We start from the raw sequence: 21,252 nt of genomic DNA, 5'->3' as shown, positions 1-21,252 counted from the left end.
CCCCGGTTAACCGGGGTTATTTTTTCAGCGAGCCACACGCAAACCGTGCTCAATCCCACGACTAAACACCACCTGCCAAAGCTGTATATCCCGCGCACGGAACGCGCCCGCACAGGCATTCAGATAATAGCTAAACATCCGTTTGAATCGTTCCGAATAGTTGTCGGCGATTTCAGGCCATGCAGCCTGGAAACGTTCATGCCAGGCCATCAGGGTGGTGTCGTAATCTGCGCCGAAGTTATGCCAGTCTTCCACAATAAAATGCGGTTCGCTGGCGTTCGCAATCTGGCGAACAGAGGGTAAACAGCCATTCGGGAAGATATATTTGTTGATCCAGGGATCCACATTGTTATCGGTGCGTTTAGAGCCGATGGTGTGTAGCAGGAAAATTCCCTCAGGCTTCAGGTTACGATCGGCGACCTCGAAGTAAGTCTTGTAGTTCTTCGGCCCCACGTGCTCGAACATACCTACGGAAACAATGCGATCGAACTGCTCGTTCAGGTCGCGGTAGTCCTGAAGCCGAATATCAACATCCAGACCCAGACAGCGTTCCTGCGCCATCTTCTGCTGTTCAGCCGAAATCGTGACGCCGACTACGCTGACGCCGTAATTTTTAGCCATAAACCAGGCAAGACCACCCCAGCCACAGCCGATGTCCAGCACACGCATACCGGGCTGTAACTGCAATTTATCGCAGATCAGTTGCAGCTTGTCCTGCTGCGCCTCTTCCAGGGTCGTCGCTTTTTTCCAGTATCCGCAGGAGTACTGCATTAAAGGATCGAGCATACGGCTGAACAGATCGTTGCCAAGATCGTAATGCTCTTTACCGACGATCCACGCCCGTTTTTTACTTTGCAGATTGAACAGGCGGGCGGAGGCAATGCGTAAGGTATCTTTGAAATGACGAGGGAGCTGTTTTTCAAGACCGGCGCGTAATACGCTGGAGAAGAACATATCCAGCCGCTCACACTCCCACCAGCCGTCCATATAGCTTTCACCCAGCCCTAACGACCCCTCCTGTAACACGCGTTTGAAAAAATCGGGATGCTTTATCTGGGGATCGGAGGGGGATGAGCCATTAATCGTAATGCCCGCACGTCCCAACAGTTCACTGACGATCCGGGACCAGTTATCGTCCGGAACGCTGACTTCTTCTATACACGATGAACTCATAGCTTCTCCATCACCTTGCTGTGATCAGAACCTTAAAACAGCGTAGACGCTTTTTTGGTTTGTGAGAAATCTCACGGTAAATGCCCGCGAGGCTAATATCCGACGTAGAACAGAGGAAGGGAGATAACCCTTGCCGAAATGCCTTCCATGGTAAAACGGGAGCGCTCCGGCTCCCGTTAACACTTAATATTTATCGTATTTAATCGAACCAAATTCAGTATAGGCCGCAAAATTTGGTGATTCAACAGAAAATTGTTAGCAACCTAATCACTGGTTTTTAACATAGTTTCCCACGCAATCAGGCGTGCGACGTTTCTGTCTGCGCGTTTTCACTCTGCTCGCGATGGGCTGAGGACTGCATCCGATAGCCCAAACCAGCCAGTGCAACGGTGACCAACATCACGCTGGTGGTGGTGAGCAGCGGGGTTGCAATCAACGCAGAGACCACGAGACTTGCCAGGAAGCACAGGCCAAGTTGCAGGGTATTTTGCAGCGCGGCAGCGCGGCCTGTCGCCTGCGGAAATGGACGCAACGCCTGGGCTACAACAATAGGGTAGATGGCCCCGTTAGCGATCGCCATGACGCAGAACGGAATCAAAATTTCTGCAAGCCCGGCGCCGGGAATAAAGCCGACAGCCCAGGTCGCAATCACGCTTAGCGCATACAAAACCAGCAGCCAGGGCAGCATCTGTTGGCCTTCCCATTTTTGCAGCGCGGCGCGACAGCCATAGCCACCCACCAGGAAGGCGATGGTCTGTGGTACATAGCTCAGGCCGATAGCCGCCGGGCTGTAGCCCATGTCATGCAGAATGAACGGCGAACCGGTTAGCCAGGCAAAGAAGCTGGCAGAGCAGGCAGCATAAATCAGCACGTTACCGCGATAGGCTTTCGACCGCAGTAAAGAGGTAAAGGTGATGGGCTTTGCGTCCGGATGCGTCTCTTTTTTATGCGCAGGTTTAAGCCCGAAAGCAGGCAGCATCAGGACCAGCGTAATAGCAAAGAGCGTGGCGAAAATGGCCTGCCAGTCGAAATGCGCCAGGATCCAGCTGCCCAGTAACGGGGCAAGCGCCGGCGACAGGCCGACCAGCGGCATAATAGTGGCGAATATGCGGTTAGTGCGCGAGGCGGGGTAGTAATCGGTCACCAGCGCCTGCCAGGTCACCGCTGCGGCGCAGACACCGACCGCCTGAATAAAGCGCAGCGCCAGCAACCAGGCGGCATCGCGGACCCACAGCATGCCCAGACAGCCTACGGCAAAAATCGCCAGCCCCAACAACAGGACGGGCTTACGGCCAAAACGATCCGAGAGCGGCCCCCACAGCAATTGCGCAAAAGCAAAGCCGGCGAGGAACAAACTTAAACTGGCGCTGATGGCGGCGGCAGGGGTTTGCAAATCTTCCTGCATCGCGGCGAACGCGGGCAGATACATATCGGTCGCCAAAAAGCCCAGCACGCTTAAGCCGCCGAGCCAGACTAAAAATCCTTTCCTGGGTTGCACTTTTTTCTCCTGAGGAGGCAGGTGTACGTTGGCGCAGAGTGTAGGGAGTGCAAAGCGGCTTGTGAAACGCTAATATTTGGCGGGTGCGTTCAAAAAATTTGCAGGCTAAAGATGTGGTCAGATTATTCCCTTGAAGTGGTTGATGCCGTGGCGCGTAACGGCAGCTTTACCGGTGCCGCCCAGGAGCTGCATCGCGTTCCCTCGGCTATCAGCTATACGGTGCGCCAGCTGGAAGCGTGGCTGGCGGTCCCGCTGTTCGAGCGGCGCCATCGCGACGTGGAGCTCACGCCTGCCGGAGCGTGGTTTTTGAAGGAAGGGCGGTCTGTTATCAAAAAAATGCAGATCACCCGTGAGCAGTGCCAGCAGATCGCCAACGGCTGGCGCGGGCATCTCGCTATCGCGGTGGATAACATCGTTAAGCCGGAGCGGACCCGGCAGATGATCGTCGATTTCTATCGTCATTTTTCCGACGTCGAACTGCGTGTTTCGCAGGAAGTGTTCAACGGCGTCTGGGATGCGCTGGCGGACGGCAGGGCGGAGATGGCGATTGGTGCAACCCAGGCGATCCCGGTTGGGGGGCGCTACGCGTTTCGCGACATGGGCATGCTGAGCTGGACCTGCGTGGTCGCGCGCGATCACCCGCTGGCGGCGCTGGAAGGTCCGCTGAGCGATGACACCTTACGCAACTGGCCCTCGCTGGTGCTGGAAGATACCTCCCGCTCGTTGCCCAAGCGCATTACCTGGCTGCTGGATAATCAGCGCCGCGTGGTCGCACCGGACTGGGAGTCGTCGGCCACCTGTCTGAGCGCGGGGCTGTGCGTTGGCATGGTGCCGGTGCATTTTGCGCGCCCGCGCATCGACGCGGGAGAGTGGGTGGCTCTGACGCTGGAAAACCCCTTCCCGGATGCCGCGTGCTGTCTGACGTGGCAGCAAAACGACGTCTCGCCCGCCATGGCCTGGCTGCTGGATTATCTGGGCGACAGCGAAACGCTGAACCGGGAGTGGTTGCGGGAACCAGCATAGCTGGCCCCGTAATGAGATTAACGACGGTAGTCGCGGAACGGACCGTCCGCAACGGAACGGCGTTCAATCAGGCGCGGGTGAACTTCAATGGACTGGGACTGTTCACGCTTGTTGACGATCCTGTCCAGCAGCATATTGAAGGCCGTTTCACCCAGCGAATCTTTCGGCTGGTGAATGGTGGTCAGCGCCGGGGTAAAGAAGCGGGCGTTGCGCACGTTGTCATAGCCGATCACCGAGATATCCTGCGGGACGCGCAGGCCGAGTTCATCCGCCGCGCAGAGCGCGCCCATCGCCATGATGTCGCCGCCGCAGAACACCGCGGTAGGGCGATGCGGCTGGGAGACGATCTGCTGCATGGCGCGATAGCCCGACTCCGGCTCGAAGTCGCCCTGAACAATCCAGTTTTCCGGCACGGTGATCAGCGCCTCTTCCATCGCTTTCATGAAACCGGCCAGACGGCCAGCCCCGGTGTTACGCTCCAGCGGACCCGGGATCACGCCAATTTCACGATGACCGCGTTCTACCAGATAACGCCCCGCCATGTAGCCGCCTTCAAAGGCGTTATCAATAACGGAGTCGGTAAAGTCTGCGCGCGCTTCGCCCCAGTCCATGACCACCATCGGAATGTGGCGATACTCTTCCAGCATGGAAAGGACCGACTCGGGGTATTCAGAACACATTACCAGCAGGCCGTCGACGCGCTTTTGCGCCATCATTGACAGGTAAGCGCGCTGTTTTTCAATGTTGTTCCACGCGTTGCCCAGAATCAGGGTATAGCCTTTCTGGAAGCAGTTTTTTTCAACGGCTTCGATGATTTCAGCAAAGTAGGCCGCTTCACTGCTGGTGGCCAGCAGACCAATCGATTTGGTGTGATTAACCTTCAGGCTGCGGGCGACCGCACTTGGCGAGTAGTGCAGCTCTTTGATTGCCGCCCAGACGGCATTACGCGTCTCTTCAGCGACGAAACGCGTTTTGTTAATAACATGTGATACGGTTGTAGTGGAAACGTTTGCGCGTTTTGCTACGTCTTTAATTGTTGCCATTAAATGTCACTCCAGACCATATCCTAAGCTCCTGAAAAAATTGAAGGTAAACGTTTGCCTTCTCTCACCCTTATCACGCAAACATGAGTTGCGACACGCCGGGAAAACGACACAGGACGTCAGGAGGGGGTCAGTGGCCGGTACGCTAATAAATTTAGCGTGGAATTTTGTCCTATCTTGATGAAAAGGGGAAGAGGTAAAGTGGATATCCGTTTAAATCCTGGAAGATTTTTGACCTGAACTGTGTAAAAATGAGCAAGCTCACTTTTCGTAGGGTGAATAAAAGGAGAAAAATTGATGAGTACCGATCTGAAGTTTTCGCTGTTTACCACCATTGTTGTTCTTGCTCTGATTGTTGCCGGTGGTTTAACCGCTGCACTGCACTGATTCAGGCAGAGGGAGAACTTTCTCCCTCTCTTGCCGCTATTGTTACCTCTCCGGCAAAAATCTTTTGCCAAAATGTTAACTTCTCATTTTTTGTGATTGATGTCATGCTTTTGACTTCTTAGTTCTGTGCCGGGTTATGGCACGGTATCCGGAGTCTCTTCATGAAAATCAATTTTCCCCTGCTGGCCCTGGCGATTGGCGCCTTTGGGATTGGCACCACTGAATTCTCCCCTATGGGGTTATTGCCTGTTATCGCCCGGGGTGTGGACGTCTCAATTCCTGCGGCCGGTATGTTAATTAGCGCCTACGCGATTGGCGTGATGGTGGGCGCGCCGCTGATGACGCTGCTGCTTTCCCACCGCGCTCGCCGCAATGCGCTGATTTTCCTGATGGCGATTTTCACTCTCGGAAATGTGCTTTCCGCGATTTCGCCCGATTACACCACTCTGATGCTTTCGCGCATTCTGACCAGCCTCAACCATGGCGCCTTCTTCGGACTGGGCTCGGTTGTTGCCGCCAGCGTGGTGCCAAAACATAAGCAGGCCAGCGCGGTAGCCACTATGTTCATGGGCCTCACCATCGCTAATATCGGCGGCGTTCCCGCTGCCACCTGGCTGGGAGAAGCCATCGGCTGGCGTATGTCTTTCCTCGCAACCGCCGGACTGGGCGTGGTCGCGATGGTTGCGCTGTTCTTCTCACTGCCGAAAGGAAGTGCGGGAGAACGTCCGGAAGTACGTAAAGAGCTGGCGGTGCTGATGCGTCCTCAGGTGTTGTCCGCGCTGCTTACCACGGTACTGGGGGCCGGGGCGATGTTTACGCTCTACACCTATATCTCCCCGGTGCTGCACGACATTACCCACGCAACGCCACTCTTTGTTACCGCGATGCTGGTGCTGATTGGTGTCGGGTTCTCGATTGGCAACTATCTCGGCGGGAAATTTGCCGACCGCTCCGTCAGTGGAACACTGAAAGGTTTTTTAACGCTGCTGATTGTCATCATGGTGGCGATTCCGTGGCTGGCGCGTAACGAAGTGGGTGCCGCGATTGCCATGGTGGTGTGGGGCGCCGCAACCTTTGCCGTGGTGCCACCGTTGCAGATGCGCGTAATGCGCGTTGCGCACGAAGCGCCGGGGCTCTCTTCGTCGGTGAATATCGGTGCGTTTAACCTGGGCAATGCGCTGGGGGCCGCAGCGGGCGGGGCGGTGATCTCAGGTGGTTTGGGTTACAGCTTTGTGCCGGTGATGGGGGCGATCATTGCTGCACTCGGCCTGCTGCTGGTGATGATGTCTGGTCGTAAACAGCCTGAAGCGGTGTGTACGGCGGAATAAACAAAAACGCAGAAGGGCTGCCCCTTCTGCGTGTCTCTTACGCGGCGAAGTTCTTCGCAACAAATTCCCAGTTAACCAGTGCCCAGAAGTGTTCCAGGTAGTTCGGGCGCGCATTACGGTAATCAATGTAATAGGCGTGTTCCCATACGTCCACGGTCATCAGCGGCGTGGCGCTGGTGGTCAGAGGGGTACCCGCATTAGAAGTGGAAACGATAGCCAGTTTGCCATCAGCCTCTTTTACCAGCCAGGTCCAGCCGGAGCCAAAGTTTTTAACGGCTGCGTCAGTAAACTTCGTTTTAAAATCCGCGAAACTGCCGAACGCGGCGTTAATCGCTGCCGCCAGCTCACCGGTAGGTTCTCCGCCTGCATTGGGGGCCAGGCAGTGCCAGTAGAAGGTGTGGTTCCACACCTGTGCGGCGTTGTTGAATACGCCGCCGTCTGAACTGCGCACGATCTCTTCCAGCGTTTTGCCTTCAAAATCGGTGCCCTTGATCAGATTGTTCAGGTTGGTGACATAGGTCTGGTGATGCTTGCCGTAATGGTACTCCAGGGTTTCCGCGGAAATGTGCGGGGCCAGGGCGTCTTTTGCATACGGTAGTGCAGGTAATTCGAACGACATTGCTTCTCTCCTTATAGTTTTATACGTTGCCAATAACCCTACAGACAACAAGGACAGAATAGCAAATTGAAAGGGTATGCAAAAGAGGAACTTACCCTGCCATGGAGGCGGCAGGGCAGGGTTTAGCGAATGGTTTTTGGCGTCATCACGCGGCGCGCACCCACATAGTGGCGCACCCAATAATCTTCGCTGAGAGAGGTGATCTGAATGTCCTGACCGCTGCGCGGTGACTGGATAAATTTACCGTTACCCACATACACCCCAACGTGATCGGCCGTACCGCGTCCCTGGGTGCGGAAGAACACCAGGTCGCCATTTTGCAGTTCGCCACGGTTTACAGGCGCGGCGTCGCGCAGATGGTACATCTCATTGGCGGTGCGTGGAATGCGAAACTTCACCAGATCTTTATAGGCATAATAAACCAGCCCACTACAGTCAAAACCGGTGCGCGGAGAGGTGCCACCCCAGCGATACGGTTTACCTATTTGCCCCATCAGTTTGTTCATCGCCGTTTTTTGCGCTTTCTGCATACGCGCTTTATGCACGTCAGCCAGCGTCGTCACTTTTGCGCATTTCGTTTTATGGCCTTTGCGCACGGTGCATTTTTCATTCACCAGGCTGGCGGTCGTGCGGGTGGTTTTGTGCGTGCCGGAACGGAGAGTTTTGGTTTTACTGGAGGCGGTCTTTTTGGTCTGAGCGGTGGTTTTCTTCTTTACTGTTTTACTGGTGGTTTTTTTCTTACGTTCTGTGGTTTTTGCCAGATGCGATTTTTGTACAGCAGAATGCCGCGCCTGTTCAGAGGCGTTCGCCGCTGGCGTAAATGAGAGTGTGGTAAACAGTAAAGCACAGAGCGTCATCGAGATTTTAGTTATCCGCGCCACTGGGCAGTCCCCTGATAAATGCAGGCCACAATGCATACCCGCGTGAGATTTACAAAACCTGTCGATTCTAATCCATAAAATCAGAAGAAGTTAATAGCATTTTTCATTCAAAAATTATGTTTCGTTAGCAAGTGCAAAAAAATTCACCATTCTGACGCACTCCTGTTCGCTCCTTAAGCAAAACCGCACCTCGTCTGGGGATAAACGACATTAGCAATGCAACTTTATGCGATAAGCGATAATATAATTAGACGTGACAAAAATGTTATTTTCCGATGTCGGCCTGACCCGCTACAATGTCAGACTGATGCCGTAACAGAAGTTAAAGGAAGCAAGACATGAGCACCACTATTGAAAAAATTCAGCGCCAGATCGCTGAAAACCCGATTCTCCTGTACATGAAAGGTTCTCCGAAGCTGCCAAGCTGCGGCTTCTCCGCGCAAGCGGTTCAGGCGCTGTCCGCCTGTGGTGAGCGTTTTGCTTACGTTGATATCCTGCAAAACCCGGACATTCGCGCTGAACTGCCAAAATACGCCAACTGGCCGACCTTCCCACAGCTGTGGGTTGATGGTGAACTGGTCGGCGGATGCGACATCCTGATTGAAATGTATCAGCGCGGCGAACTGCAACAGCTGATCAAAGAGACTGCGGCGAAGTATAAAACCGAAGAGCCGGACGCAGAGTAAGTTTTCTGCGGATATAAAAAAGCGACCACATTATGTTGGTCGCTTTTTTTTGCCTGTGGGGCTATTGATTACCCAACCTACGATTGAAGATCGGCCTCGTCGCCCATCGGCAGCGGCCAGCCGCCGAGACGTTTCCAGCGGTTGACGATCTCACAGAACAGCTCCGCCGTACGCTCGGTGTCGTATAACGCGGAATGCGCCTGGGTGCCGTCAAACGCAATACCCGCCGTGATGCAGGCTTTAGAGAGCACGGTTTGCCCCAGCGCCAGGCCGCTCAGCGCGGCGGTGTCGAAGGTCACAAACGGATGGAATGGATTACGCTTGAGCGAGGCACGCTCGGCGGCAGCCATAGTGAAGCTGTGATCAAAGGTGGCATTGTGGGCCACCATGATGGCGCGGCTACAGTCATTCTCTTTCATGCCTTTGCGCACCATTTTGAAAATGGCGTGCAGCGCCTCGTATTCGCTTACCGCCCCGCGCAGCGGGTTTGTCGGATCGATACCGTTAAAGGCCAGCGCCTCTGGCTGTAAGTTTGCCCCTTCAAAGGGTTCAACGTGGAAATGCAGCGTGGTGTCCGGTACAAGCCAGCCCTGTTCATCCATCTTCAGCGTGATGGCGGCAATCTCAAGCAGCGCATCGGTTTTAGCGTTAAATCCGGCTGTTTCAACATCAATGACAACGGGATAAAAACCACGAAAACGGTCGCACAGACCGGTAAATTGAGCGTTATCGGACATCAGGGTCTCTTACAAGGGGGAAAAAGCAGTGCGCATTATGGCAAATTTTGAGAGGGGATGCAGCAAAACAACGGGCGCATAGTGCGCCCTGCGGGATCAATTGCCCAGGCCGCGACCAGCGTCTTTGGCTTCGATCAGTTCGATTTTATAACCGTCCGGATCTTCCACAAACGCAATTACGGTGGTACCGCCTTTAACCGGACCGGCTTCACGGGTGACGTTACCGCCATTGCTGCGGATACGTTCGCAGGCTTCGGCGGCGTTATCCACTTCCAGCGCGATGTGGCCGTAAGCTGTACCCAGCTCGTAGCTGTCCACGCCCCAGTTGTAGGTCAGCTCGATGACCGCTTCATCAGATTCCGGGCCGTAACCGACAAACGCCAGAGAGTATTTATATTCCGGATTTTCGCTGGTGCGCAGCAGCTTCATGCCCAGAACGTTAGTGTAGAAATCGATGGAACGTTGCAGGTCGCCAACGCGCAGCATGGTGTGAAGTAGGCGCATAATTTCCTCATTAACCAGTGGAATGGATTATCTTTTTGAACAGAAACGATGTTTTAGTATAGCGGCGAAAGGTCGCCGCTATCAATGTACAAAGCGGGATTACAGTGAAGGGTAGTCGGTATAACCTTCCGCGCCGCCGCCATAGAAGCTTTCAGGACGCTGCGGGTTCAGTTCGGCTTTTTTCTGCAAACGGGCAACCAGATCCGGGTTAGCAATGTAGTCACGGCCAAAGGCCACGGCGTCGATCAGGCCTTTACCGATCAAATCCTCGGCTTTCTCTGCCGTATACGCACCCGCCCCGATAATCACGCCGTGGAAGCGCTCGCGCACTTTCTGACGGAAGGCTTCACTGTAAGGCTTGCCGCCTGCCCAGTCCGGCTCGGACATGTGCAGATAGGCGATACCGCGTTTCGCCAGCTCTTCAATCAGATACAGCGCGTCTGCTTCTTCGTTCGGACCGTTGTCGACGTTCTGGAAAGTACCGATCGGGGAGACACGAATACCAATGCGGTCTGCGCTCCACTCATTACAAACAGCATCAACCACTTCAAGCACCAGACGCGCGCGGTTTTCAACGCTGCCGCCGTACTGGTCGGTACGCTGGTTGGAAGACGGGGACAGGAACTGATGCAGCAGGTAACCGTGCGCAGAGTGCAGCTCAACCAGGTCGAAGCCCGCTTCACGGGCGTTGGCGACGGCCTGACGGAAATCATTCACAATACCCGGGAGCTCGTCCAGCTCCAGCGCGCGTGGCGTGGTGGTGTCGACGCGGATCGCATTACCGTTTTCATCGCGCAGGGAAGTGCGGGTATTGGCGTTCAGGGCAGAGGCAGAAACCGGCGCCTGACCGCCAGGCTGGATGCTGCTGTGTGAGATACGACCGGTGTGCCACAGCTGAACCGCAATACGGCCATCTTCAGCATGCACGCCTGCGGTGATTTTTTTCCACGCGGCGATCTGTTCCGGGCTGTGCAGACCCGGTGCACCGGCGTAGCCTTTTGCCTGAGCAGAAATCTGCGTGGCTTCGGAGATAATCAGGCCCGAGCTGGCGCGCTGACGGTAATACTCACCCATCAATGGCGTTGGGATATCGCCCGGCTCGATGCTGCGCAGACGGGTAAGTGGGGCCATAAACACGCGGTTTGGGGCAGTAACGGCACCCACTTTCAGTGGGGTAAACAGCTTTTCAGCGGACATAACGGCTCCTGAGTAGACCAGTCGACTAGTAAAAGGGTAAATAAAAACGCCGGCTACACGCCAGGCGCGGTAATACAGTTTTTCACATGCGCCAGCGCGCTTTCGAGCGGCACGGCGCTGCGAGACATTTTTGCTTGCAGGTTGGCGCCTAACCAGAGGGAATAGAGCACCTGTGCCTGCGTGAGCGGATCGCCGGAGAAGGAGAGCGTTTTTTCATTGCGCCCGCTCTCCAGCGCCTGAGCCAACAGGGCAATCACGCCGCTGGCCCCATTATCCATTGCGGTGCGCATATCTTCGGAGAGATCGCACACTTCGGCAGACAGTTTTACCGTCAGGCAGCCGCTGATGATGCCCTGCTGACAGAACTGCGTCAGCGTTTCCTGATAGTAGTTCAGAACACGATCCCGGTAGTCACCTTCACCGCTGGCGAAGTGGGTTGCCAGGCGCTGATGGTAGCTGGCGTAGTGCCGCTCCAGCATGGCAACGCCAAACGCCTCTTTGGATCGAAAATAGTGATAAAACGATCCCTTAGGTACTTCAGCGGTTTTTAACAATTCGCTCAGCCCCATACCGGTAAACCCGCGATGCATGCAAAGGCGCTCGCCGGTAGCCAGCAAATGTTCTCGTGTATCGTGTTCAGTGTGTCTGCTCATGCCCTTACTCTAATAGACCGTTCGGTCTAATGCAAGCCCGCTTAGCGACGACATTGCGACAGAATATCCAGCTGCGGTTGATAAACCGCTGATTTCACGTCCATCATGCCCAGAACGGTGGCGAATAAATTGTCCTGTGAAACCGCCTCTTTTGCGGCATGGTCACGCAGGCAATCCGTGTTTACGCCGAAGTTTTTCGCATAATCCGGGGAGAGCCAGAACATAAACGGAATATGCGTTTGCTGCTCCGGGGCCAGCATATACGGCGTACCGTGCAGGTAAATTCCGCTTTCGCCCAGCGATTCACCGTGATCGGAGAGGTAAATGAGCGCCGTGTTCATGTTGGCCTGCCGGGCTTTTAGCGCGTCGATGGTTCGGCTGACCACGCTGTCGGTATACAAAATCGAGTTGTCATAGGTATTGATCAGCGACTGATGATCGCAATCCTGAATTTCATTGGTATCGCAGGTTGGGGTGAACTTGCGAAAGCTGTCCGGATAACGGTTGTAGTAGGCCGGACCGTGGCTGCCCATCAGATGAATAACCAGAACCGTATCCTGCTTTATTCCATCCAGTACGTTGTCCAGACGGTAGAGGTTGACGTCGTCGATACAGGATTTGTCCTTACAGAACTGATCCAGTTTCCACTGGGTCATGTCCGTGTGCGGCACGCGGTCGCAGGCGCCTTTACACCCGCCGTCGTTGTCGCGCCACAGCAGGTTGAAACCGGCATGGTTAAGTACATCGAGCAGACCTTCCTGGTGATGGGCGAGGTCCGCGTCATATTTTTTCCGCGTCATGCCGGAGAACATGCAGGGGACGGAAACGGCGGTTTCCGTGCCACAGGAGGAGGCCTGGGGGAAGTTGATGACATCCTGCTTTTTCAGCTCGGGGTTGGTTTCACGCGGGTAACCATTTAACGAGTAGTTTGCGGCGCGGGAGGCTTCGCCCACCACCACAATCAGCACGGTTTTCTTGCGTTGGCTGGAAATCAGCGCGCCTTTATGAGCATCCTCGCCAATGCGGACCAGCGTCTGGTCGCCGGCAAACCAGCGCATTTTGCTGTATTTCACCACGGCGCTCACGTAATTCGCCGGGGTGACCATTTTGACGATGCTTTTGTTATTGCGGAACAGCGAAGCATAGTCTTTATAAAACACCGCCGCGACCAGGATGATCACCAGCAACGCGCCCAGCATAGCGGCGACACGCGTCAGGAGGGCATACCACCATTTTCCGGTGCGAATGCGCGTCAGGGCTAAAATAATCGATGGAACCAGACCCGCAACGGCCAGCCACAGGATCATCTGCGGCGTCACCAGGGCAGTCGCTTCCTGGGAATTAGTTTCGAACACGTTCACAATCATGTTCTGATCGATAACCGTGCCATAGGTATACATAAACCAGGTCGCGGCGGCGCATCCCAGGGTCAGGACAATCATGAGCGGCTTGCGAATAAAGGGAATATTCAGCAGGCTGAAGACAATCACCCAGCCGCAGAACAGCACCAGCGGCACGCTGGCAGCAAACAGGAGATCGTGCAGATGCGCAGGCGCAATGATTGACCAGCTGCGCTGGATAAACAGTGCATTCAGTACGGTGAAGAAAAGTGCACAGCCCAGAGTAAATTTTATATCGTTACAGTGTAACTTTTTAGTGAACCACATGATGACCAGACCATTCGTTATATCAATGCGGCGAGTATAAGAAGGGAAGATTAGCGAAACCTTAATGCTCTGTTTGTGGCGGACATCCTTGCATGCAAGCCATTTAGGGTCTTCACTGTAGGGAATAATGACGTTCTGGAGGTAGGTGTGGCAGAGCAACTGGAGTTTTTCCCTGTCCAGAGCCCGTGCCGGGGTATTTGCCAGGTAGATGAACGAGGATACTGTCGTGGCTGCATGCGCACGCGCGATGAACGTTTTAACTGGCAAAATTTCAGCGACGCGCAAAAGCAGGAGGTCTTACGGCTCTGTCGACAGCGTCTGCTGCGTAAAATTCGTGCAAACAAAGCGGTTGAAAGCGAAGAACCTCAGCAACCTTCACTGTTTTAGCAGGGTAATTGCGTATACTGGTGACATGACTTCCTTGAGGAAAATGTTATGGTTCAGCGTATTACCCTTGCCCCGCAGGGCCCGGAGTTCTCCCGATTTGTTATGGGCTACTGGCGCCTTATGGACTGGAATATGTCTCCGGTCCAGCTGGCGGACTTTATAGAAGAGCATCTCGATCTCGGGATCACCACCGTCGATCACGCTGATATTTATGGCGGCTATCAGTGCGAGGCTGCCTTTGGCGAAGCGCTGAAGCGTGCGCCGGCGCTGCGTGAACGTATGGAGATTGTGACCAAATGCGGTATTGCCACCACAGCAAAACCGGAGCATGCGCTTGGGCATTACATCACTGACAGCGCGCATATCGTTAAAAGCGCCGAGCAGTCACTGATTAACCTGGCCACCGATCGTATCGACCTGCTGCTGATCCACCGACCCGATCCGTTGATGGATGCGGATGAGGTCGCGGAAGCCTTCCTGACGCTGCACCAGAGCGGCAAAGTGCGCCATTTTGGCGTGTCTAACTTCACCCCGGCACAGTTTGCGCTATTGCAGTCTCGCCTGCCGTTTACGCTGGCGACGAATCAGGTGGAGATCTCGCCTGTTCATCAGCCGCTGCTGCTGGATGGCACGCTCGACCAACTGCAACAGCTGCGCATCCGTCCAATGGCATGGTCCTGTCTGGGAGGCGGCCGCCTATTTAACGATGAGGCATTCCAGCCGCTGCGTAACGAGCTTGAAACGGTGGCGCGCGAACTGAATGCGGAGAGTATCGAGCAGGTGGTTTACGCCTGGATCCTGTGCCTGCCGTCTAAACCGCTGCCAATTATTGGCTCCGGCAAAATTGAGCGCGTCCGCGCTGCGCTTGTGGCTGAGGAGCTGGATATGACGCGTCAGCAGTGGTTCCGCATCCGCAAGGCGGCGCTGGGCTACGACGTACCCTGAGCACGCCTGAACCTGACTTTCCGGTGAAATCTGCGCCGCTGGTATAGACTTAAGGTGCAAAAAATAACCCGTGGAGGTCTTATGAAGCGTTTTGCTCTGGCAATGGTCACGCTGGTTGTTTGCGCAGGTGCGCATGCAGCCAGCGAGGACGTTGAAATGAATCTCGTCACTTCTCAGGGGGTAGGCCAGTCCATCGGGACGGTGAAAATCACCGAAACCGATAAAGGGCTGGAATTTGCTCCCGATCTCAAGGCTCTTCCACCCGGCGAACATGGTTTTCACGTTCATGCCAAAGGCAGCTGTCAACCCGCGATGAAAGAGGGGAAACCAACAGCTGCGGAAGCCGCAGGGGGGCATCTCGACCCGCACAACTCCGGTAAGCATGAAGGCCCGGAAGGGATAGGGCACCTCGGCGATTTGCCGGTGCTGGTGGTAAATAACGATGGTAAAGCCACCGATCCGGTTGTGGCGCCACGACTCAAAAAGCTTGACGAGGTCAAAGGCAAGGCGCTGATGGTCCACGTGGGCGGCGATAACATGTCCGATCAGCCTAAACCGCTTGGCGGCGGCGGGGCGCGCTATGCCTGCGGGGTGATCTGATCGCCAATCGTACCGGGTGGCGGCGCCTGTTCAAGCTGTGACAGGGAGCAGTGCAGCCGCCAGATAATGGACGCCAGATCGCGGGCCGCAGGCTGATGATGGTGCGCCAGCGCGTCGCAAATACGCTGAAGCTCGGCGAGCGTGACGCTCAGGGGGCGCTGCTGCACCCCGCGCTCGCTCATCACATCTCGGAGCATGGAAATACAGTTATCACGGACCTGCGACAGCGGATCGGAACGCGTCTCCCAGGCGCGCAGTTGCCACACCACGTGCGAACAGTTTAACAGCACCACGCCCCAGCGCAGCAGCCAGCGACGGGAGAGTGAATCCTGGCTGTTGTTCAGCTGGCTGACATGATGGTAAACCAGCGATTCATACTCGCTTTCGCGCAGATGCGGCCTGCGGCTCAGCTGATCGACAAAACCCCTGCGCAACTCCCGAATATGCCTGCGGCTTTTACGCGCGTCCGAGCCCGGGCGTAGCACAGCGAAAGCCAGCCACGCCAGCCCCACGCCGAGGATCTTCGCCAGGTTGTCGTTGAGAAAATCAGCGTAATCGTAAACCGGTGGATTCGTTACAGAGATAAATGAGCCCATAAAAACAATCAACTGACCCCACAGACCGGCCAGTTTAGGCATTTGCAGTTTGAGCAACTGCATGGTGGTTAATAGCGGGAAGAGAAACAGCAGAAATTGCCAGAGGTCGGTTATCTGCACCATCAAACCAAATTTCACCACGAAGCTGAATAGCGACAGCAGTACCAGCGTACGCAGCAGAAGCGTCAGGGAATTAAAGGGGGAAGCGGCGACGGAATAGAGCACGCAGCTGATTGCCGCAAGCGTCAGGGCCGCACTGCCCGCATCCCATTGCGTGGTGATGGCCCATGCGCCCACGGCCGTTAACGCGCAAAACGTACGAAAACCGCTCCACAGCGCCTCCATTGCGTCGGTATGGCGCGCCAGAGCAGGACTACCGGGAACGGAAAATTCGGTGACGGGCGTGGCATTCTCGACGGCTTTTAACCAGCGGCTGCTGCGCAGATACAGGCGGCAGAAATAGTTCAGACGCTGCCAGAAGGCACGGTGCCTGTAGTCATATTCATCCGTTGGGGCGAGCGGCGCGATAATGCGGGCCACGGTATAGATATCGGCATCCGGACGCGCAAGAGCGGCGAGCAGCGCCTCGATAATCTCCCGGGTATGGGCTGGCGGTGCAGACCAGTTCAGCAACATCCGGCGAAGGCTTGAGATCGCGCTCGTCATCCGCAATTGCTGGTGCAGTAAATAGTTCAGAAGCGTGTTCTGGCGACGAAAACGGTAGTGGCTCCAGAAAGCCTGGATGCGCAACAGGTTCATGGTCAGGATCTGGCCGATGACCTTTTCGTGCGCGAGGCGGATGTCATCGCTGCTGTCAGGCTGCCAGAGCAGGCTGGCATGTTCCAGCAAACGTGCGTGCATCGTTTTAAGGGCGGTGATAAGCGTAGTGCCATCTGAGGTACTGGGCAGGATCATCATCATGACGCCTCCGCACAGAATGCCGACCATCACTTCACACACGCGTGCCTGGGCGATATCCCACAGCTCGGTGGTATCCAGCACGTTGACGACCGGAAAGGCGATAATGGCCGCGGTGTAACCCGCCAGCTGAAACGCATAGGCAACGTTATTGGTAAAATGGGCGCAGGCCCAGGTACACAGCCCCAGCCATGCCGACATGCTTAACAGAAAGAGCCAGGGATCGTTCAGGGTATGGCCGGCAAGAAGCAGTGCGGCGGTTGCCCCCAGCAGGCTACCCGCCACGCGCCCGAGGCTTTTACTGATAACGCCCCCGACGGTAGGGAAGCTGACGACCGCCGCAGAGGTCATCGCCCAGTAAGGCTCATCCAGATTCAGATAATAGGCAACCGTAAGCGCAAGGCACATGGCGATGCCGTTGCGCAGCGCATAACGCCACTGCGGCCGTGTCGCTTTTATCCACGGCGTATTGCGCCAGGAGAAAGCCCCCAGGTTCATCATCGCGATCCGATGGCGACGGTGCAGGTTGTGCCAGAGACCAGGGTAATGTCTTTCGGCAGTTGATCAAACTCGACGCGAACAGGCACCCGCTGAGCCAGGCGCACCCACGGGACGTTGGGTTTGATGTCAGGCACCAGGCCAGAATCGGTTTCCACGCTCTGATCGTATATTGCCCGACCTATGCTGCTAACGTGACCCTGTAACGTTTCTGCGCCGCTGTAAAGCGTGATCCGGGCAGGCGCTCCCTCGCGGATATGGCGCAGCTTGGTCTCTTCAAAATAACCTACAACATAGAAAGAGTGGCTATCGACCAGGGCGAAGACCGGCTGGCCTGTGGTGGCGTAATCACCCACACGGGTAGACAGGCTCGTGATCCATCCATCCACCGGGGCTTTGACCATGGTCTGGGTCAGTTGCCACTCGGCCTGTTTCAGCGTTGCCTCTGCAACCTTCAGGCTGGCCTGCATGGCTTTTACATTGATATTGGCGGTATCGAGATCCTCCGCAGAGATGTAATTTCTCGACAGATGGCGGCGGCGTTCGGCTTCGTTATTGGCTTTTGCCAGATCTGATTGAGCTTTTGCGAGCTGCGCCTGGGCATTAAGCACCGCAATGTGGAAAGGGGTCTCATCGATACGGAATAGCACATCGCCCGCATGAACGTACTGGTTGTCCTTCACCAGCAGCGCGCTGATACTGCCGGACACCTGTGGCGTGATGCTGACCTGTTCCGCGCGGATCTTGCCGTCACGCGTCCAGGGCGACTGCATGTAATAATTCCAGAGCCACCAGCCGGCCATCACCGCCAGCGCTAAAACGAAAAGAGTGGAAAAATATTTTAACGTTTTCAATGCTATTCTCACCACACGGTTAACACGGCAAGGCCAAGACAGACGGAGAGGGTAAACAGGGAGAGATCCATTAACATCGGGTGCCAGATTTCACCGGAATACATCCAGTCGCGCAGCAGACGATGCGCAATGAGCCAGATTACAAAACCGACCATCACGGCTTTAAACAGTGGCGGAAAGTAGACCGATGCGCCAACAATCAAATCCTGGAGGGGCAACCCTGCGGAGAAGGAAAACAACGTCACAAGCAGCGATCCTTTGCGGTGGAATGAGGGCCACATTGGCAGATTTCAATGCGATGGCGAATTACCATTCAGTGTAAATCATCCTTTAAGGAATGATGAATACCGTGATTGCATTTGTTTTGGCAATACAAATACTGCAAACTATTCTAAAATCACTATAATCACTTAGCAAGCTAATTATAAGGAGATGAAATTGGAATCGCCATTAGGTTCTGATCTGGCAAGGTTGGTACGCATCTGGCGTGCTCTGATTGACCATCGCCTGAAACCTCTGGAACTTACGCAGACGCACTGGGTTACGCTGCATAACATTCATCAGCTCCCGCCCGATCAGTCACAGATCCAACTGGCAAAAGCGATTGGTATTGAGCAGCCTTCTCTGGTGCGTACCCTTGACCAGCTGGAAGAGAAGGGACTCATCTCCCGACAAACCTGCGCCAGCGATCGTCGCGCCAAGCGGATTAAATTGACGGAAAAAGCGGCCCCGATTATTACTGAGATGGAGACCGTCATCAGTAAAACGCGAGGGGAGATCCTGGCCGGTATTTCCCCCGCTGAGCTGGAGATGCTGATCGGACTCATCGCCCGTCTTGAACAAAACATCCACGATTTACAGTCGCGCGACTGACGTTATTCACAGGCCTTGCTGGTGCAAGGCCTTTGTCATGTTCTGAACACCACCACCCGGTTGCGGCCCGTCTCTTTTGCCTCGTACATGGCTTTATCCGCGCTTTCCACACAGGTTTCAGCGCTGGTCTCCGGCGAGGTGGCGGTGAATACCCCCATACTGATAGTTATCGGTTCCGGGAGATAACCGCCGCTGCTAACGTTGTCGAAACCGCTCAATTTGAGACGTATGCGTTCGGCAACCTGTTGCGCAAGATCGGAAGGGGTATTTGTCAGCATGAGCACAAATTCTTCGCCGCCGATCCGCGCTGCGATATCCTGCGGTCGCACTGAATCGGTCAACAGGTTTGAGACAAACTGTAAAACCTTATCCCCCTGCAAATGGCCGTAGCAGTCGTTAATGCGTTTGAAACGGTCAAGATCGCTCACGATCACCGATACCGGGTGCGCCAGGGTTGCTGTACTCAGCGCGTGGTTTAATGAATCATAGAAATAGCTACGATTATACAGACGGGTGAGGGGATCGCGGATCGAGTTTTGATAAGACTGCTGATATTTTACATGCGAGTCACGATACAAATTAAATACATCGGAAAGTAAGATGAAGATAATGATTAATGTAGCGACAGTTTCGAATAACCGTGCCCGGTACCATGAAATATCTTCAGCGTGTCCGCCTAACAATAGCATGAGCAGGGTGACGATATAACAGACGCATAAAAAATTGCCGCCGACCCAAAACAAATTCCTCACGCGGGTAATGGCCATCAGGGTGATTAACGTTACTACCCACAGGACGATCAAAATAATATTAATCGCCTGGCTCCAGAGAACCATAAACTGTCGGGTTTCATTGTCTACCAGGTCCAGTGTGAGCAGGGTTGAATGGCTGGAATAGAACAATGCCAGCCCAAGCATACTGCCCGTAAAGAGCGAGGCGCCGACAACGATACCGATGTGGGTGCTTCGTGAGAGAGCGGACGTACGCAGGGTATACAGCAATGCCGAGATGATTATCAGCACCGCCATTAAAAAGTGGCGGAACATATAGAAAATCATGGCGTCATTATAGTTCGCCACGTTGAACTGATAGAGATCAAGCCAGGCCGGGAAGCTGGACAGAGTCCCCACCATCAATAACGCTGAGCCGGCAAAGGCCAGGGCAATGGGAACAAGATATAATCGCCTTCTGTCGCACCATTATTTCATTGCCATAAAACAGGCAATAAACAGATGAAACACCAGAAGAAATATCGTCAGCGTAGGGAAAAACAAAGGTGAAAACGAAGGGACCCATTCAACAAGTTTTATAAAAAAAGCTTGTAATACGGCAATGATAACAATGCATCCAAGCGCGAAGGCCACAAAGCGGTTCTTTACAAATCGACAGATCGCAAGCATAGAGAATTTAAAAATTAAAAAAGAAAAGAGATTGCGAAGAGTCTAAGTGAGGGAAATAAAAAATACTTTGCGCACGGACAAGAACAGATGAAATGAATAATTCACCGTGTGAATGTATTGTGCAAATATATTGTTGGAAACGATGATTTTGTTAAATGGATGCGGTCTGAACAGACCACATCCATCAGGATATTAGCGCGGCGAGACGGTAACCTGGCTGCCGTTGCTTGCCAGTACAACACGCTGGCCAGCAGAGAAGCGGGTGTTACCCTGTTTCTGCACAACCATAATGGTGCTGCCATCGTCTTTACGGATTTCCAGCTCAACGCCCTGAGTTTTGTTCATCGCACCCTGAACGCCCTGACCTGCTACGCCGCCTGCAACTGCGCCCGCTGCGGTAGCCAGAGAACGTCCGGTGCCGCCGCCAATGGTATTACCCAGGAAACCACCCAGCACAGCACCACCGATTGCGCCCACCACGTTCGTGTCATCGCCACCCTGAATCTGAACAGGACGGGCATTAACGATAGTACCGTATGTCACGTTCTGTACCTGTTTAGCTTCAGAAGCACTATATACGTCGCCGGAGAGTGAACTGTCATTCACACAACCCGCCAGTGTTAAACCAATCAGCGAAACGCCCAGTACACGTAAAATCATTTGACTCTCCTGTTCACCAAAAAACGCCCGGTTGGGGCATCCGTTATGGCTAAATTATATGGCATTCCTGACCACAGTTCATATCTTTGCATGCCGAATAGATAAATTTTACTTCAGCAGGGCTT

22 protein-coding genes and 1 pseudogene are annotated in these 21,252 nt (G+C 54.5%); 8 read left to right on the top strand and 15 right to left on the bottom strand.

Annotation, left to right across the window (positions count from 1 at the left end; all coding sequences use genetic code 11):
- Window positions 1–24 precede the first annotated feature (24 nt).
- Both cfa and punC read right to left on the bottom strand, forming a co-directional pair.
- Window positions 25–1,173, bottom strand: a complete 1,149-nt coding sequence (gene cfa / locus SK62_RS11605) for a cyclopropane fatty acyl phospholipid synthase (protein WP_017384609.1) — start codon at window positions 1,171–1,173, stop codon at window positions 25–27.
- A 298-nt stretch (window positions 1,174–1,471) separates the two neighbouring features.
- Complete coding sequence (gene punC / locus SK62_RS11600; RefSeq protein WP_023296385.1) at window positions 1,472–2,671, bottom strand: purine nucleoside transporter PunC; 1,200 nt, start codon at window positions 2,669–2,671, stop codon at window positions 1,472–1,474.
- A 111-nt stretch (window positions 2,672–2,782) separates the two neighbouring features.
- Between punC and punR the strand changes: the two genes are divergently transcribed.
- A complete protein-coding gene (gene punR / locus SK62_RS11595; RefSeq protein WP_003857638.1) occupies window positions 2,783–3,694 on the top strand; it encodes a DNA-binding transcriptional activator PunR in 912 nt (303 codons plus the stop codon).
- 17 nt (window positions 3,695–3,711) lie between these two features.
- Here the strand turns inward: punR and purR are convergent, their stop codons facing one another.
- Window positions 3,712–4,737 carry an HTH-type transcriptional repressor PurR gene (purR, locus tag SK62_RS11590; protein WP_003857634.1) on the bottom strand — a complete coding sequence of 342 codons (1,026 nt, stop codon included), beginning with the start codon at window positions 4,735–4,737 and terminating at the stop codon, window positions 3,712–3,714.
- Window positions 4,738–5,034: 297 nt separating this feature from the next.
- Between purR and SK62_RS22890 the strand changes: the two genes are divergently transcribed.
- Window positions 5,035–5,124: a cytochrome bd-I oxidase subunit CydH gene (locus SK62_RS22890; RefSeq protein WP_003857632.1), complete on the top strand. Its 90-nt coding sequence runs from the start codon at window positions 5,035–5,037 to the stop codon at window positions 5,122–5,124.
- Between the two features lie 161 nt (window positions 5,125–5,285).
- On the top strand, window positions 5,286–6,452 hold the full coding sequence (locus SK62_RS11580) for an MFS transporter (RefSeq protein ID WP_017384607.1): 1,167 nt from the start codon (window positions 5,286–5,288) through the stop codon (window positions 6,450–6,452).
- Window positions 6,453–6,489: 37 nt separating this feature from the next.
- Here the strand turns inward: SK62_RS11580 and sodB are convergent, their stop codons facing one another.
- Window positions 6,490–7,071, bottom strand: coding sequence for a superoxide dismutase [Fe] (gene sodB, locus SK62_RS11575; RefSeq protein ID WP_023296387.1), 582 nt, complete (start codon window positions 7,069–7,071; stop codon window positions 6,490–6,492).
- Between the two features lie 122 nt (window positions 7,072–7,193).
- Window positions 7,194–7,952: a C40 family peptidase gene (locus SK62_RS11570; protein WP_047717823.1), complete on the bottom strand. Its 759-nt coding sequence runs from the start codon at window positions 7,950–7,952 to the stop codon at window positions 7,194–7,196.
- Between the two features lie 338 nt (window positions 7,953–8,290).
- Between SK62_RS11570 and grxD the strand changes: the two genes are divergently transcribed.
- A complete protein-coding gene (gene grxD, locus SK62_RS11565) occupies window positions 8,291–8,638 on the top strand; it encodes a monothiol glutaredoxin 4 (protein ID WP_003832760.1) in 348 nt (115 codons plus the stop codon).
- Window positions 8,639–8,715: 77 nt separating this feature from the next.
- On the opposite strand, the gene rnt is transcribed toward grxD, so the two are convergent.
- From rnt to eptA, 5 genes are all read right to left on the bottom strand, one after another.
- Complete coding sequence (gene rnt, locus SK62_RS11560; RefSeq protein WP_003857625.1) at window positions 8,716–9,375, bottom strand: ribonuclease T; 660 nt, start codon at window positions 9,373–9,375, stop codon at window positions 8,716–8,718.
- Between the two features lie 96 nt (window positions 9,376–9,471).
- Window positions 9,472–9,879: a lactoylglutathione lyase gene (gloA, locus tag SK62_RS11555; protein WP_003857623.1), complete on the bottom strand. Its 408-nt coding sequence runs from the start codon at window positions 9,877–9,879 to the stop codon at window positions 9,472–9,474.
- Between the two features lie 99 nt (window positions 9,880–9,978).
- Complete coding sequence (locus tag SK62_RS11550) at window positions 9,979–11,076, bottom strand: alkene reductase (protein WP_047719411.1); 1,098 nt, start codon at window positions 11,074–11,076, stop codon at window positions 9,979–9,981.
- A 53-nt stretch (window positions 11,077–11,129) separates the two neighbouring features.
- Window positions 11,130–11,729, bottom strand: coding sequence for a TetR/AcrR family transcriptional regulator (locus SK62_RS11545; RefSeq protein ID WP_047719412.1), 600 nt, complete (start codon window positions 11,727–11,729; stop codon window positions 11,130–11,132).
- A 41-nt stretch (window positions 11,730–11,770) separates the two neighbouring features.
- Complete coding sequence (eptA, locus tag SK62_RS11540; protein WP_026094312.1) at window positions 11,771–13,396, bottom strand: phosphoethanolamine transferase EptA; 1,626 nt, start codon at window positions 13,394–13,396, stop codon at window positions 11,771–11,773.
- A gap of 147 nt (window positions 13,397–13,543) precedes the next feature.
- Here eptA and SK62_RS11535 point away from each other — a divergent pair, with 147 nt between their 5' ends.
- From SK62_RS11535 to sodC, 3 genes are all read left to right on the top strand, one after another.
- Window positions 13,544–13,783, top strand: a complete 240-nt coding sequence (locus tag SK62_RS11535; RefSeq protein WP_017384600.1) for a DUF1289 domain-containing protein — start codon at window positions 13,544–13,546, stop codon at window positions 13,781–13,783.
- A gap of 48 nt (window positions 13,784–13,831) precedes the next feature.
- Entirely contained in the window at window positions 13,832–14,728 is an 897-nt protein-coding gene (locus SK62_RS11530) for an aldo/keto reductase (protein ID WP_017693550.1), read from the top strand.
- A gap of 81 nt (window positions 14,729–14,809) precedes the next feature.
- Complete coding sequence (gene sodC / locus SK62_RS11525; protein WP_047719413.1) at window positions 14,810–15,328, top strand: superoxide dismutase [Cu-Zn] SodC; 519 nt, start codon at window positions 14,810–14,812, stop codon at window positions 15,326–15,328.
- Here the strand turns inward: sodC and SK62_RS11520 are convergent.
- Genes SK62_RS11520 through SK62_RS11510 form a run of 3 tightly spaced genes read right to left on the bottom strand, consistent with a single transcriptional unit; the run spans window position 15,307 to window position 18,439 of the window.
- On the bottom strand, window positions 15,307–17,340 hold the full coding sequence (locus SK62_RS11520; protein WP_047719436.1) for an FUSC family protein: 2,034 nt from the start codon (window positions 17,338–17,340) through the stop codon (window positions 15,307–15,309). The two genes, sodC and SK62_RS11520, sit on opposite strands and share 22 nt — an antisense overlap.
- Window positions 17,340–18,200 carry an efflux RND transporter periplasmic adaptor subunit gene (locus SK62_RS11515; RefSeq protein WP_026094311.1) on the bottom strand — a complete coding sequence of 287 codons (861 nt, stop codon included), beginning with the start codon at window positions 18,198–18,200 and terminating at the stop codon, window positions 17,340–17,342. Before SK62_RS11515 ends, SK62_RS11520 begins: the two co-directional genes overlap by 1 nt.
- Window positions 18,201–18,202: 2 nt before the next feature.
- Window positions 18,203–18,439, bottom strand: coding sequence for a DUF1656 domain-containing protein (locus SK62_RS11510; protein ID WP_003857607.1), 237 nt, complete (start codon window positions 18,437–18,439; stop codon window positions 18,203–18,205).
- Window positions 18,440–18,626: 187 nt separating this feature from the next.
- Between SK62_RS11510 and slyA the strand changes: the two genes are divergently transcribed.
- Window positions 18,627–19,067, top strand: coding sequence for a transcriptional regulator SlyA (gene slyA / locus SK62_RS11505; RefSeq protein ID WP_006808997.1), 441 nt, complete (start codon window positions 18,627–18,629; stop codon window positions 19,065–19,067).
- Window positions 19,068–19,102: 35 nt separating this feature from the next.
- Here slyA and SK62_RS11500 read toward each other — a convergent pair.
- Both SK62_RS11500 and slyB read right to left on the bottom strand, forming a co-directional pair.
- Window positions 19,103–20,467: pseudogene (locus SK62_RS11500) on the bottom strand (MASE4 domain-containing protein).
- Window positions 20,468–20,659: 192 nt separating this feature from the next.
- Window positions 20,660–21,127 carry an outer membrane lipoprotein SlyB gene (gene slyB, locus SK62_RS11495; protein ID WP_003857604.1) on the bottom strand — a complete coding sequence of 156 codons (468 nt, stop codon included), beginning with the start codon at window positions 21,125–21,127 and terminating at the stop codon, window positions 20,660–20,662.
- Between the last annotated feature and the right edge of the window lie 125 nt (window positions 21,128–21,252).

The organism is Enterobacter sp. BIDMC109 (genome assembly GCF_001037885.1).
Taxonomy (GTDB): Bacteria; Pseudomonadota; Gammaproteobacteria; order Enterobacterales; family Enterobacteriaceae; genus Enterobacter; species Enterobacter hormaechei_C.
Note: the sequence above shows the minus strand (reverse complement) of the source record. Positions and strands in the feature narration are given on the sequence as shown.